Genomic DNA, 13,095 nt, shown 5'->3' with positions numbered 1-13,095 from the left:
CATAAAAAAGAATAAAAATCATGAAAAAGAATTACCAAATAGAGGAGGAGATTGAGCGGACGCTTCAATCGCTGGAGGGAATAAAGCCCGCCGAACCTACGCCTTTTTTCTATACCCGTTTGCAGGCGCGAATGGAGAAAAAAAAGCAAGTAAAAACGGGCTGGCATTGGCGACCTGCGTATGCTTATGCGTTTTTGGGAGTGGTTATTCTTCTAAATGTATGGACGATTTATCAAGTCTCACACCGTTCCTCAAACGCTGAGTCTGGAGAGCAGTTTGCCAACGATTATGGCCTCAACGACTTTAGCGGGTTTGATACAAACTAGATGTAACTCATGAAAAACGTACTTTCATCCAACTATCTTTGGCCAATTACCCTTGCGTTGTTTTTACTCAACTTAGGGTTAGTGGGCTGGATGTGGTTTTCTCCGCAAGGGCGACCAAATGGCCCCCGAGGCGAAAATCCTGGGCAGTTTTTAGAGCAAGAGTTGGCTTTCACACCGCAACAAAAAGAGGAATTTCGGGTTTTGCGCGAAGACCATCACCAAAAAACGAAGGCACTACGCGACAGTATTCGTCAAATGAAAGAAGCGTATTTTCGACACATTGGGCAAGCCGAAGTAGGGGATAGTGCATTGGTACAAAAATCAAAAGCGATTGCCGAAAAAATGGCTCAAATTGATAAGATTACCTTTCAACATTTTAGCGATGTCCGCAAAATATGTTCCCCCGAACAACAAAAGAAATTTGATACGGTCATTGATGAAATGCTACGTCGATTGGCAGCCAACCCCGAAAGACCCGCAGAACGCCCCGATGGACCAATGCCACCTCCGCCACCTCCAAGATAAGTGAGTGATTTGAAAAATATCTTTAAAAAAACGGCAATGTATCGCAAACTTTTTGGGTAAATTCCGTCTAAACCTCAACCTTTAGCTTTTACTCCCCGTATGAAATAACCTCTCCTTGCAGTCTGCAATGGTAAAAATCAATCTGTTACATTTTTAACCAGCTATCTAAAATGAAGGTTATTTTTGGTTTCGCGTTCGCTATCGTGGGTATAGTGGCGTGTAGTAGTTCTAATGAAAGTGTTGATCCAACTACAACGACCAACACAACAACGCTTCCAACGGCTTTTAAAGCGTTTAACTCCAGCTTGAATGCCTACGTTGATGGTGATTATGTGGTGATAAAAAGTACGGCAACGCCAGACCACAAAAGCCCCTATTTTGGGTCAAGTAATGCTAATTACGAGGCTTATAATGGAACAAATTCAAAGTTTGCCATTAATCCCAATCGTATTTCTACCCAAAATTACACGTTTAGAATCCCCATCACTCCTGCAAAAGCATCCTCACCCCAAGCAACGCCCCTCGGTCCGATTGGCGTATCGCTCAATGGGGTTCCGTTTTACAATCAATACGCAGGGCCAAATACTCCTTTGACCAATGAAATTAATTCATTTGACCAGTACAACGGCCATCCCGATCCCAGTGGTACGTACCATTACCACGTTGAGCCTTTGTATTTGACCAAAACCAAAGGAACTGGCGCACTTTTAGGCTTTTTATTGGATGGTTATCCTGTGTATGGCCCCGTCGAAAATGGGAAAAAAGTAACTAATAGCGATTTGGATGCGTATCATGGCCATTCACACGCCACGGCCGAATACGCGAATGGGATTTATCACTACCACATTACGGCTGAAGACCCTTACATCAATGGGTCGGGCTTTTATGGAAAACCTGGAACAGTCACCAAATGAAAAAGGGATGGATAATGCTCATTTTTGTTGGATTGCTGGGATGCCAGCCAGCTCAAATTTCAATTCCTGATAAAGTCATTGAGGTTGCGAAAAATGACTTAGCATTTCGTTTTCAAAATGGGTTACTATTGTACAAAAACGAGCCTTTCTCGGGTTATATTTTGGTGCGTTTCCCTTCCCAAAAAATACATTCAAAAGAAGGGTATTGGCAAGGAAGAGCGGAAGGAGTCCACCGAAAATGGTACGAAAATGGGCAATTAGCCGAACAACGAACTTACCACAGTAACCACAAAAATGGCTTGCACAAAGGCTGGTGGCCCAATGGAATTCCTAAATTTGACTATCGTTTTTCGGAGGATGTAGCCACAGGAACACATCACGAATGGTTTGAAAATGGGCAAATGTACAGCCTGAGCACTTACAATAACGAAGGCCAACCCGAAGGAAAACAACAAATGTGGTACGTGGATGGGCAAATCAAAGCCAATTATGTCATTCAGAACGGACGGCGATTTGGGCTACTCGGTGCCAAAGGCTGCATGGGCGAAAACGAACGGGAGACCACTTCAATAAAAATATAACGTACTTATTTTCAGCCATGTTGACACGTTTTTGTTTTTTTGGATTTGTAGTGGTCATTGCTTGTTGTTGTCAACCAATAACTGAACAACGAAACACGCCCCAATTGCCCTATTATCACACGCCCGATTTTACCCCGCATTGGGTAGGGTCGTTGGCTTCAATGGATACCATCCACCAGTTGAAGAAATTTGTTTTTAAAAATCAAGCAGATCAATGGGTGGATTCGGATTCCTTACGGGGTAAAATTCACGTGGCTAATTTTTTCTTTACGGCCTGCCCAAGTCTCTGTCCGCGAACCATGGGAAATATGAAAGAATTACAACGTACATTTAGCAGCGATAACGATGTAAAACTGTTGTCATTCAGTGTGTTACCAGAGCGAGATTCGGTGGCTGTGTTACGAGCCTATGCGCAGCAGCATCAAGTTGAAGCTAGTAAATGGGAGTTGCTGACAGGAAATCGTAAAGACCTGTATGAGACAGCGCGTCGGTCGTATTTTGCGGATGAAAACTTGGGGATTCGAAAAGGGGAAAACGATTTTTTACATACCGAAAATTTCATTTTAGTAGATAAAAATCTTCGAATAAGAGGAATTTACAATGGCACACTTCCGCTGGAAATCGAGCAGTTGGTGGAGGATATAAAAACGTTGAAACGAGAATAATCAAAAAAGCCATTGAACTTTCCTCAATGGCTTTTTTTGAATTGTTAGGACATAAGCTCCATTTCTTTCTTACTTCGTAGCCAATCAGGACGTGTGGTTTTAACTTTAGCGCCTAATTCATTGAGCATCGAATAGAGTCCAAAATAGGTGCGGTTGATGTATAACCCATCTTTAGAACCACGCGCCACTTTTGAATTTCTGATTTCTTCCACTTTGGCTAGTTCATCGGCAAACGCATAGACCGAATCAAAATAGGTATGGTCGCCGAAGTCAAATTCATCGACGGCAAAAGGTTTGCCCAACATCACAATCATTTGTTTAAACAAATCTTTAAACAAGGCTTTTTCGCTAGGTTTGTCTTCTTTGACCAAAAATTCGAGGTTATAGAAGATTTTTTCAATCAACGGATCATCATCCAGCGTGTCGGGATTGATTAGCGTAAAATAATTGTCGTAAAAGTAGTCTGGAATGACTTTGACACAGCCAAAATCAATGACGCCCATGGTGCCATCGGCGCGCATCAAGAAATTGCCAGGGTGCGGGTCGGCATGCACTTGGCGCAGGCTGTGTACTTGGTGGTCGTAAAAATCCCAAAGCAACTGTCCAATCCGATTGCGAACCTCCTGAGACGGATTTGTTTGGAGAAAATCTTTGAGGTGAAACCCGTCCAACCAATCCATTGTCAAAACCCGTTTGGCCGAAAGGTTGGGGTAGTATTTTGGGAAAATAAGACCATCAATGTGTTTACACGCTTCTGATATTTCCACCGAACGACGCAATTCAAGGTCATAGTCGGTTTCTTCCAAAAGTTTGGTTTCTACCTCTTCGGTATATCGCTCTACGTCTTTTTCATTGAGGCCAAACAAGGTCACTGCCATGGGTTTGACCATTTTCAAATCCGAGCTAATGCTATCGGCTACGCCTGGGTATTGTACCTTGACGGCTAATTTTTTTCCATTTTTAAACGCTTGATGGACTTGTCCAATAGAGGCTGCATTGGCCGCATTGATGTCAAATTGGTCGAAGAGTTCGTGCGGAGCTTTACCAAAGAAATTCCGAAATGTCTTCACGACCAGCGGCCCCGACAACGGCGGTGCGGAGTATTGTGACATTTGAAACTTATCGACGTAGGCGCGCGGTAAAACACTGCGGTCCATGCTGAGCATTTGGGCAACTTTTAAGGCCGAGCCCTTCAATTCACTCAACGACTCATAAACGTCGGTGGCGTTGTCTTGGTGCAATTCTTCCCGAGTCGTGGTGGGGTCAATGATTTTTTTGACGTTGTATTTCAGGTAATTCCCGCCAATTTTTGCCCCTGTTTTTAAGAACTGAGTGGCCCGCGCCACTTTGGAGGTGGGGATACTATCTTGTGTTTTCATCGGTTCTGATACATGAATTTTGCTAAGTCAACCACGGTATCCACAATCGAACGACCCATTAAATCGAAGCCTGTATTCACCGTTTTTTCGATGGCGGTATCCGTTAATTCAAAATTTCGACTGGTATCTTTTACCCAAAAGTCTAAAATATAAAGCGTGTTGAGCCAAACTGCTTCGGGATATTTATTGGCAATGTAGGGACGAGCAATCACTTCCTTACTTTCGCGCCCTTCGTACATCAAATCATGCGCAAACGTCAAAAAGGCTTCTTTGAAAAGACGAAGCTCTTGGGGATTTTTGGCCGCAACGGGCTGAGGAAGTTTGCGGTAACTATATGAAACAAAGCTCCGATTGGCTTTGAGCACTTCTACCCATGTATAATAAAATGCCAAAAGCTTTTCGCGAACGCTATACCCTTGGTAGGTAGGGTCAGTTTCGGCAGTTTTAAGGGCTTGGTCAAAAAAAGACTTCCACACATCCATTTCAATAGACTCAAACGACGTATAAAATTCGTAGAGTTCAGCCTCTGCCATTTTTAATTTTTTGGCAAAAGCATAAAATGAAGCAGGGGGTTGTCCGTTTTCAAGGACATAATCAATATACGACTTACGGATTTTTTCGGCTTTTTCCATGATATGTAGTCAATCTAAATACACACTAAACAACGAACTGTGCCCTAAAAAGGTTTGGTAAAAGCGGGTATTTAGTTTTGCAAAACAACATGCCGAGTTTTGCACGTTTTTTGCATGATTATAAAAAAAATACAGTTAAAAACCGTATAATTGCGTTCTGAGGCGTATTATTTAAGCATCTACTATGGCATTTTTGAACGGAAAGTACCGTAAACCTATCATTCGATTTTGGCAATTGGCTACCGTTATTATCGGAAGCGCTGTTTTGTACTTGGTAGCAGTCTATTTCAATTTCTTTTGGCTTTTTGGGGGGATGCCTGAATTAAAAGCCATCGAAAATCCTGAAAGTCAAGTAGCTTCGGAAATCATTTCGGCCGACGGGCAGACGCTCTCAAAATATTTTATTGAAAATCGGACGCCTGTTGAGTTTGATCAACTTTCCCCAAATCTTGTGAAGGCGCTTATCGCTACCGAAGATGCGCGTTTTGTGAAACACTCAGGTATTGACCCCCGTTCTATGTTTCGGGTATTCAAAGGGCTCGTGTCAAGCGACCAAGGTACAACGGGGGGAGGGAGTACAATTACGCAACAGTTGGCCAAAAACTTGTTTCAAACCCGCAGCGACAAATACAAAGGTTCGTTGGGAGATTTGCCGATTATAAAAACCGTTATTGCCAAAACCAAAGAGTGGATTTTGTCGGTGCGTTTGGAACGGAATTATACCAAACAAGAAATCATGACGATGTACCTAAACACTGTGTCGTTTGGTAACAACGCTGATGGGATTAAAACCGCCGCAAAGACATACTTCAAAAAAGAACCTTGGAACCTCGACCTCCCCGAAGCCGCTTTGCTCGTGGGGATGTTGCAAAACCCTTCTCGCTTTAATCCTCGTTTGTTTAAAGAGCGTGCTTTGGAACGCCGTAATGTGGTGTTGGGGCAAATGATGAAATATGGTTTCTTAACGGTAGAGGAGTTTGCTCAAAATAAATTGAAACCGCTTGCCCTCAATTTTTACATTGAAAACCACAATACTGGGCCTGCGCCTTATTTCCGTGAAGTGCTTCGTGACTGGATGAAATCTTGGTTGACACAATATAACCAAGAAAACGGCACCGATTATGACTTGTACCGTGATGGACTTCGTATTTATACGACGATTGATTCAAGAATGCAGAATTATGCCGAACAGGCCGCCGACCAACACATGCGCGACCAACAAACCAAGTTTTTTACGCACTTCAAAGAGCTTAAAATGAATCCTTGGGTTGTGAAAGGAACAAACGGTGGGTATGCGCCCGATCCTTATTTTGAAAAACGGGCTGTACGCAGAAGTTGGCGTTACCGCGAATTAAAGAAAGTGTATGGCGAAGATGAGGTGAAAATTTGGCAAGAATTGCGGAAACCCATCAAAATGAAGGTTTTCTCGTGGCAAGGCGACCGTGACACGATTATGAGTCCGCTGGATTCGATTAAGTATTACAATAAGTTTTTGCGCATCGGGATGGTGTCGATGGACCCCCGAAATGGTGACGTAAAAGCGTGGGTAGGAGGAATTAACTTCAAACACTTCAAGTACGACCAAGTATATCAAGGAAAGCGCCAACCTGGTTCTACCTTCAAGCCGTTTGTGTATTGTTCGGCCATCAATGAAAGCTTTGTTACGCCCTGTACGACCATTCGCGATGCACAGGTTTGTATCGGTGATTGGTGCCCCAAAAACTCAACGGGTTCTTTTTCGGGTCAAGAACTTACCTTGCGCCAAGCGCTGGCTAAATCGGTCAACTCCATTAGTGCGCGCTTGATGAGCATGGTAGGGCCTAAAAAAGTGGTCGAATACGCGCACAAACTAGGGATAAAAAGCCCGATTCCTGCCGAAGTAACCATTTGTTTGGGAACGCCCAACGTATCGGTTTTTGAAATGGTCAATGCTTATTCAACTTTTGCCAACGGAGGAAAACACGTTCAACCACGTTTTGTAACCCGTATCGAAAATAAAGAAGGACAAGTGTTGGCAGAGTTTCCTGTCGATGAAAAAGAGGTAATTAGCCCGAGCATGGCGTATCAAATGTTGTTTATCATGCGTGGTGCCGTTGAAGATCCGTGGGGAACGGCGCAGCGCCTTCGTACCCAATACGGACTTTCGGAAAATAATGACATTGCGGCCAAAACAGGTACGACCTCAGACTATACCGACGGCTGGTTTATGGGGATGACACCTAATTTGGTGACGGGTGTTTGGGTAGGTGGAGAAGATAACCACGTGCACTTTACGACGATGGCGCTGGGACAAGGGGCACGGATTGCGATGCCTGCATGGGGACTTTATATGCAAAAAATATATGCAGACCCTGATTTGGCGGGCAATGAGCGTTCGCCGTATCGTCGCGAGCGTTTTTATAAACCAGATGGCATGGAAGCGAACTTGGGTTGCGGTGGCCCTAAATTGGACACCCTCAATACCTACATGCGGCCAAGGGTAACCGACGATGAAAGTATTCTGTTTTAAGCCCTGATGAAAATCCTCTTAGCCCCTGATAAATTTAGAGGTTCGCTGACCGCGCTCGACGTTTGTAACGCCATGCGTGATGGTATTTTGGCCGCCAACCCAACGGCCGAAGTGATTGCGATTCCAATGGCAGATGGGGGAGAAGGCACAGCAGAAATTTTAACTCAAGATGCGGATGGTTTTTTTGTAGAAACGGAAGTGATGGATCCGCTGTGGCGTCCTATTAGAACCAATTTTGGGATGAGCCCCAACCACCAAACGGCTTATCTCGAAATGGCGAGCGCTTCGGGGCTCAAATTGCTTCGTTCGGAAGAACGAAATCCTTTAAAAACAAGCACTTACGGAACTGGAGAGCTAATCGTAAAGGCGATTGAAGCGGGAGCCAAACACATTATTTTGGGGATTGGGGGAAGCGCTACTACCGATGCGGGTATTGGAATGGCGGCGGCACTTGGTTGGCGTTTTTGTGATAAAACAGGCCATGAACTAGCGCCCATCGGCGAAAATTTACTTCAAATTGAACAAATTATCCCGCCTGAAAGCCCCGTAATTGACGTCACCATCGACGTAGCTTGCGACGTAACTGCGCCGCTTTTTGGACCCTCAGGGGCAGCTTATGTTTATGGACCCCAAAAAGGAGCGGATGAGGCAGCGGTAAAAACCTTAGATGCTGGATTACAACACGTAGCAGCGGTTATTCAACGCGATTTTGGGATAGATTTAGCACACCAACCTGGTACTGGCGCAGCAGGTGGGCTAGGGTTTGGGCTTTTATTTTTTCTCAAGGCCAACCTCAAAGAAGGCGTCAAAATTGTGATGGAACAAACGCACTTTGAAGAACAATTAGCAGGCGTCGATTTGCTTTTTACTGGCGAAGGGAAAATGGATGAACAAACCCTGCAAGGGAAGTTGATTGCAGGGATTGCCCGAGCAGCCAAGGAAAGAAATATTCCTGTAATAGCCTTGTGTGGAACACTCCTGTTGACTACCCACGACATACAGTCGTTGGGGCTCTCGTATGCAAGGTCCATTTTGCCCCGCCCAATGGCACTCCCTGAGGCGATTGAATACGCCTATCAGGGAGTAAAGGAAACCTCACATTCGTTGGTGTCGTTATTAACGCTTCTCCAACAATGACTTTATTTTATCAGAAAGCTCGGTATTCTGATAAATTCCTCCGAATAACTGCGATTGGGGGCCATAGGCATACACAGGAACCATGATGCCAGAGTGGCCTTTTGAACCAAAATTAGCCTTTAACATTCCCTCTTTTTCGCTACCACCCGTAAGGGCCATGGCACCAGTTTCGTGGTCGGCCGTTACGATAACGAGCGTTTGCCCATCTTGGTCGGCAAAACGAAGTGCTTCTGCTACCGCTTGGTCAAAATCAAGGACTTCATTCATCACATAAGAGACATTGTTGGCGTGTCCAGCGTAGTCAATTTGTGCCCCTTCGGCCATCATAAAGAAGCCTTTTGGGGCACTTTTCTTAAAATGTTTGACCGTTTCTCCCACTGTTAAAGGTAGAAAATTGCCCCGCCCTTTTTCCATCGAAAGTCCTGCTTGGTCGTCAAGAACCACAAACTTGTCTTTCTTGGTTTCAGAAGTAATATCGGCATACCGACGAATAACGGAGTAATTACGCGCCACTAACGAATCGCCCAAATTGGCTTTGTCTTTGCGCTCAAAGAAGTATTTGGTGCCTCCACCTGCCAATACATCCGTAGGCTCTTTTAGAAAATCTGCCGCAATTTCTTCTTGCATACTACGCTTGGGCTGATGGGCATAAAAAACGGCAGGGGTAGCATCCGTTATGGGGCCTGAAGAAATAACCGCCGTTTTTTTGCCATTGCGCCGTGCAACAACCGCCAACGACGGGCGCGCCACCAAGGTTGCATCCATGCCTATGGTACCGTTTTTGGTTTTATGCCCAGTTGCCAAAGCTGTTCCAGCCGCCGCCGAATCGGTGATATAGCCTTCCGCAGGTTGGGTTTGCATCAAGCCCAGGCGTTTGAACAAAGCCAAATGAAGTTGACCGTGATTAGCGACCAACCCCGTTTGCATGTGGGCAAGTCCCATTCCATCCCCGATTAAAAAGATAATGTTTTTAGGTGTTTTGGCAGCACCATCGCTACGGTAAGTAGGTTGATATACAGCATAAGGAGATGATGAGTAAGTGTGTTGATTATCAGCTGGTTTATTGTTTTTAAAATAATCAGCTAATACCTGTGGGCGGTCAGTTCCAATCCAATCAACGCCAAGTGCTGTGAGTTCTTTCCAAATCGCCTCGTTGTCGGGAGCACCCCAAAAACGGACCTTTTTTCCTTGTTGACGCGCCCGCGTAACGTATTCAACTGTCTTTTCGCGGTCTTCTTTTGGGAATAGCCCTTTGCCGTCCCAACGAGATACGAGTGTAAATGGCGCACTAATGAGTGCCACACGCTTGAGGGCGGCAGCATCGTAGGTTTGTTCAAAACGACCATCAAATGAAATCCAGGAAGGGTAATTGGCGAATTGGGCAGGAGTTGGCATACTGCCACTGATGACCACCCGCGCATTTTTTCCTTCGCCAAAAAGTTCGGGGTAACGACTCAGCTGACTTACCAGCGAATCGAGGGTAGGTGAAGCAGGTGTTTTAAGGTCAATGAGAAACTGGAAAGGATAACTCTTGCCCGCCTTTTGCTGTTGTTGCAAAGGCTGCAAATACATCTTTGCGAGTGTTTGGTCGGGTTTTACTTCTGAGGGCAAATGGGCTACGACCAGCTCTCCATTATACAAATAAAGGTCAGCTTCGATAGAGCCACATTGAAGCGTATGCGCACCCCAAAATGGGTTTGCTTGCTGATAATCATTGTGGGAGTGGATGTTGGCATTCGTGTAGTTGATTTGTGCATGAAGGTTGGTATGAACAAAACCTGCCAACAATAATGAAAGGCCAAAAGACGAAGTTTTCATAAATAAAATTTAGTGCGGCAACAATAGTAATACAATCAAACAGACTATTTGGACTACAAGCGATTATGTTACTGTGAAATTTTTATAAATGCTCATAAACACAAAAACGCTTTGGTAGCGTTACCAAAGCGTTTTTGTGTTAGAAAAGTACAATAAACTATTTGTACTCAGTGTCAACATCTGCGAAGATACGTCCGCAGTGTTCACAAACAATAATCTTTTTCTTTTCACGAATATCTGCCTGACGCTGAGGAGGAACTACATTGAAACAGCCTCCACAAGCACCACGTTTTACTTTCACTACGCCCAGTCCATTTTCGGAGTTGTTACGAATTTTCGTGTACGATTTGTACAAACGGTCTTCTACTTTTTGGGCTTGAGCTTCGCGTTGCTCCAACAAGTGTTTCTCGTCCTCGTGGCTTTCAGAAGTGATGGTATCAAGCTCTTGTTTTTTCGCTTTCAAATCTTCGCGACGTTCCTTTAACAGACCATCAGTTCCTGCGATTTCTTCCTTCTTAGCTTTGATTTTGTATTCTGCTTCCCGCATTTTCTTTTCGGCAAGTTCAATTTCAAGCGTCTGAAGCTCCATTTCTTTCGTGATGGCGTCGTACTCACGGTTGTTACGAACGTTCATCTGTTGCTCCTTATAACGAGCAATCAACTTCTCAGCGTCTTTTTTTGTCGCTTTGTGGCGGCTAATTTCTTCGTCAAGAACACTGATTTCGTTGTTGAACTTTCCGATACGGGTTTCAAACCCCGCAATGTCATCTTCTAAATCACGAACTTCTTCGGGCAAGTCGCCGCGGATTTTCTTGATGTCATCTAACTGTGAGTCAATTTGCTGCAATTTGAGCAATAAGTCTAATTTCTGCGCGACGGTCAGTTCCATATTTGTTGGGTTTGAAGTGTGGTTAGTTCAGTTTAGAATGTCATTCTTTACGTCCGATAACCGACACCTTACACGTAGTAATTTACTGGATTGGTAATAGTTTCCGACAAAATTGTCGCAAAATTAATGAATTTTTTCGACAAATATCGTTGCAATAATTCTTTTGTAAAAACTTCGCTTTCATAGTGTCCAATATCACAAATGAGGATGCGGCCATCGGCATCAAAAAACTCATGGTATTTATAATCGGAAGTGATGAAAACATCAGCTTGTTGGCGAACCGCGTCGTTCAACAAAAATCCTCCTGCGCCTCCACAAACGGCAACTTTCTGAATAATTGGGGAACAAGTGGCGGTATGCCGAATGACATTTAGCTGCATTTTTTGTTTCAAATAGGCCAAAAAATCGGTAGCTGCAATGCCTTCTGACAAAAGACCAATTGCCCCTGCACCTACTTCTTGATTGGTATTTTGCAAGAGCGTAAGATAGTGCGCCACCTCTTCATACGGATGGGTTTCGTTGAGCGTTCGCATCACCGTTGCTTCCAAATAAGCAGGGAAAATAACCTCAACTCGGCTTTCATTTACATGTTCGATTTCATTTGCATTCCCAATAAAAGGCGTAGCTGCTTCATTGGGTCGAAAAGTACCCGTGCCATTTACGCTAAAGCTACAATGGTCATAATTCCCGATTTGGCCGACACCGACGTTGTGCAACGCATCGACGACCGATTGCGCGTTTTCGACGGGAACGAAAAAGACAAGTTTCATCAACAAATCCTTTTTAGGGGCTAACACGCGAACGTTTTGCAAGCCCAGGCGCTCGGCAATCATAAAATTGACACCACCGACCACGTGGTCGAGGTTGGTATGCGTGGCATAAATGGCAACATCGTTTTTAATGGCTTTGATCACCGTACGTTCGACGTAGTTGCGCCCATTAAATTTTTTCAACCCTTTAAATACGATGGGGTGGTGGGCGACAATCAAATTACAGTTTTTGGCAATGGCCTCATCGACGACGGCCTCTGTGCAGTCAAGCGAAACGAGTACATTGGTAACGGAGGCGGTTGGTTCACCAACAATGAGACCTGCGTTGTCGTATGATTCTTGGTAGGATAATGGTGCTATGGTTTCTAAAAAGTGCGTAATGTCTTTAATTTTTGTCATTTTTTTTGAGCGTGTAACTATTTAAAAATCAGAATTATGCCTTAAAAATTGAAAATAATTCAAAAAAAAGTCAGCTTTTTTGTTGGCAAAAGTATTGCATTGAAAGTTAAAAATAGTACTTTTGCACCACTTTCAGCGACACCAAAACGCAAAAAAGTAAAAAAATACAATTTGGTCCGGTAGTTCAGTTGGTTAGAATACATGCCTGTCACGCATGGGGTCGCGGGTTCGAGTCCCGTCCGGACCGCCAACACAAAGTAAGTGTTTCGTTCTTTAGTACATTTTGGTCTGGTAGTTCACTAAGCGTTTGGCGGTTGTTTAGAATACAAGCCTCTCACTCAATGTTTGCCAAAGACAAATAAAATATTGGTCCGGTAGTTCAGTTGGTTAGAATACATGCCTGTCACGCATGGGGTCGCGGGTTCGAGTCCCGTCCGGACCGCCAACACAAAGCAAAAAGCTCAGAGAAATCTGGGCTTTTTTTGTTTTAAGCCTTTGCAAATTGACTGCATTAATCCTGTAAATTTGATGCTAGTTCGCAAAGAAATTGG

At 44.2% G+C, this 13,095-nt stretch carries 12 protein-coding genes and 2 tRNA genes; 9 read left to right on the top strand and 5 right to left on the bottom strand.

Annotated features, from left to right (window positions below; genetic code table 11):
* Window positions 1-20: 20 nt before the first annotated feature.
* The 5 genes from AC23N5_RS10560 (at window position 21) to AC23N5_RS10540 (ending at window position 3,011) form a co-directional block, all read left to right on the top strand.
* The gene (locus tag AC23N5_RS10560; RefSeq protein ID WP_487755533.1) at window positions 21-326 is read left to right on the top strand and encodes a hypothetical protein; all 306 of its coding nucleotides are present in this window, start codon (window positions 21-23) and stop codon (window positions 324-326) included.
* Between the two features lie 9 nt (window positions 327-335).
* Complete coding sequence (locus AC23N5_RS10555) at window positions 336-851, top strand: Spy/CpxP family protein refolding chaperone (RefSeq protein WP_183972339.1); 516 nt, start codon at window positions 336-338, stop codon at window positions 849-851.
* Between the two features lie 170 nt (window positions 852-1,021).
* Window positions 1,022-1,765, top strand: a complete 744-nt coding sequence (locus AC23N5_RS10550) for a YHYH protein (RefSeq protein WP_487755532.1) — start codon at window positions 1,022-1,024, stop codon at window positions 1,763-1,765.
* A gap of 14 nt (window positions 1,766-1,779) precedes the next feature.
* Window positions 1,780-2,346, top strand: a complete 567-nt coding sequence (locus tag AC23N5_RS10545; RefSeq protein ID WP_487755531.1) for a toxin-antitoxin system YwqK family antitoxin — start codon at window positions 1,780-1,782, stop codon at window positions 2,344-2,346.
* A gap of 17 nt (window positions 2,347-2,363) precedes the next feature.
* On the top strand, window positions 2,364-3,011 hold the full coding sequence (locus tag AC23N5_RS10540) for an SCO family protein (protein WP_487755530.1): 648 nt from the start codon (window positions 2,364-2,366) through the stop codon (window positions 3,009-3,011).
* 44 nt (window positions 3,012-3,055) lie between these two features.
* Here the strand turns inward: AC23N5_RS10540 and AC23N5_RS10535 are convergent, their stop codons facing one another.
* Both AC23N5_RS10535 and AC23N5_RS10530 read right to left on the bottom strand, forming a co-directional pair.
* Entirely contained in the window at window positions 3,056-4,390 is a 1,335-nt protein-coding gene (locus tag AC23N5_RS10535) for an ABC1 kinase family protein (protein ID WP_183972343.1), read from the bottom strand.
* The gene (locus AC23N5_RS10530; protein WP_183972344.1) at window positions 4,387-5,022 is read right to left on the bottom strand and encodes a TetR family transcriptional regulator C-terminal domain-containing protein; all 636 of its coding nucleotides are present in this window, start codon (window positions 5,020-5,022) and stop codon (window positions 4,387-4,389) included. The genes AC23N5_RS10535 and AC23N5_RS10530 overlap by 4 nt, the downstream gene beginning before the upstream one ends.
* Before the next feature lie 184 nt (window positions 5,023-5,206).
* Between AC23N5_RS10530 and AC23N5_RS10525 the strand changes: the two genes are divergently transcribed.
* Together AC23N5_RS10525 and AC23N5_RS10520 are read left to right on the top strand one after the other, a co-directional pair.
* Window positions 5,207-7,531, top strand: a complete 2,325-nt coding sequence (locus AC23N5_RS10525; protein WP_183972345.1) for a penicillin-binding protein 1A — start codon at window positions 5,207-5,209, stop codon at window positions 7,529-7,531.
* 6 nt (window positions 7,532-7,537) lie between these two features.
* Window positions 7,538-8,668 carry a glycerate kinase gene (locus tag AC23N5_RS10520; RefSeq protein ID WP_487755529.1) on the top strand — a complete coding sequence of 377 codons (1,131 nt, stop codon included), beginning with the start codon at window positions 7,538-7,540 and terminating at the stop codon, window positions 8,666-8,668.
* On the opposite strand, the gene AC23N5_RS10515 is transcribed toward AC23N5_RS10520, so the two are convergent.
* From AC23N5_RS10515 to AC23N5_RS10505, 3 genes are all read right to left on the bottom strand, one after another.
* The gene (locus AC23N5_RS10515) at window positions 8,648-10,486 is read right to left on the bottom strand and encodes an alkaline phosphatase (RefSeq protein WP_487755528.1); all 1,839 of its coding nucleotides are present in this window, start codon (window positions 10,484-10,486) and stop codon (window positions 8,648-8,650) included. The genes AC23N5_RS10520 and AC23N5_RS10515 overlap by 21 nt on opposite strands.
* A 157-nt stretch (window positions 10,487-10,643) precedes the next feature.
* The gene (locus AC23N5_RS10510; RefSeq protein WP_487755527.1) at window positions 10,644-11,375 is read right to left on the bottom strand and encodes a zinc ribbon domain-containing protein; all 732 of its coding nucleotides are present in this window, start codon (window positions 11,373-11,375) and stop codon (window positions 10,644-10,646) included.
* 68 nt (window positions 11,376-11,443) lie between these two features.
* Window positions 11,444-12,544 carry a Nif3-like dinuclear metal center hexameric protein gene (locus AC23N5_RS10505; protein ID WP_487755526.1) on the bottom strand — a complete coding sequence of 367 codons (1,101 nt, stop codon included), beginning with the start codon at window positions 12,542-12,544 and terminating at the stop codon, window positions 11,444-11,446.
* 173 nt (window positions 12,545-12,717) lie between these two features.
* Between AC23N5_RS10505 and AC23N5_RS10500 the strand changes: the two genes are divergently transcribed.
* Window positions 12,718-12,794, top strand: a tRNA-Asp gene (locus AC23N5_RS10500).
* 118 nt (window positions 12,795-12,912) lie between these two features.
* A tRNA-Asp gene (locus AC23N5_RS10495) sits at window positions 12,913-12,989 on the top strand.
* The last annotated feature ends 106 nt before the right edge of the window (window positions 12,990-13,095 follow it).

The sequence above is a fragment of the Runella sp. R5_40 genome, assembly GCF_057652295.1.
The sequence above is the reverse complement of the archived record's forward strand: the minus strand, read 5'-3'. Positions and strand labels throughout refer to the sequence as shown.

What these genes read in the sequence shown, in the direction of transcription:
- AC23N5_RS10560 (WP_487755533.1), top strand. Translation starts at nt 21, where the DNA reads ATGAAAAAGAATTACCAAATAGAGGAGGAGATTGAGCGGACGCTTCAA.
- AC23N5_RS10555 (WP_183972339.1), top strand. Translation starts at nt 336, where the DNA reads ATGAAAAACGTACTTTCATCCAACTATCTTTGGCCAATTACCCTTGCG.
- AC23N5_RS10550 (WP_487755532.1), top strand. Translation starts at nt 1,022, where the DNA reads ATGAAGGTTATTTTTGGTTTCGCGTTCGCTATCGTGGGTATAGTGGCG.
- AC23N5_RS10545 (WP_487755531.1), top strand. Translation starts at nt 1,780, where the DNA reads ATGCTCATTTTTGTTGGATTGCTGGGATGCCAGCCAGCTCAAATTTCA.
- AC23N5_RS10540 (WP_487755530.1), top strand. Translation starts at nt 2,364, where the DNA reads ATGTTGACACGTTTTTGTTTTTTTGGATTTGTAGTGGTCATTGCTTGT.
- AC23N5_RS10535 (WP_183972343.1), bottom strand. Translation starts at nt 4,390, where the DNA reads ATGAAAACACAAGATAGTATCCCCACCTCCAAAGTGGCGCGGGCCACT.
- AC23N5_RS10530 (WP_183972344.1), bottom strand. Translation starts at nt 5,022, where the DNA reads ATGGAAAAAGCCGAAAAAATCCGTAAGTCGTATATTGATTATGTCCTT.
- AC23N5_RS10525 (WP_183972345.1), top strand. Translation starts at nt 5,207, where the DNA reads ATGGCATTTTTGAACGGAAAGTACCGTAAACCTATCATTCGATTTTGG.
- AC23N5_RS10520 (WP_487755529.1), top strand. Translation starts at nt 7,538, where the DNA reads ATGAAAATCCTCTTAGCCCCTGATAAATTTAGAGGTTCGCTGACCGCG.
- AC23N5_RS10515 (WP_487755528.1), bottom strand. Translation starts at nt 10,486, where the DNA reads ATGAAAACTTCGTCTTTTGGCCTTTCATTATTGTTGGCAGGTTTTGTT.
- AC23N5_RS10510 (WP_487755527.1), bottom strand. Translation starts at nt 11,375, where the DNA reads ATGGAACTGACCGTCGCGCAGAAATTAGACTTATTGCTCAAATTGCAG.
- AC23N5_RS10505 (WP_487755526.1), bottom strand. Translation starts at nt 12,544, where the DNA reads ATGACAAAAATTAAAGACATTACGCACTTTTTAGAAACCATAGCACCA.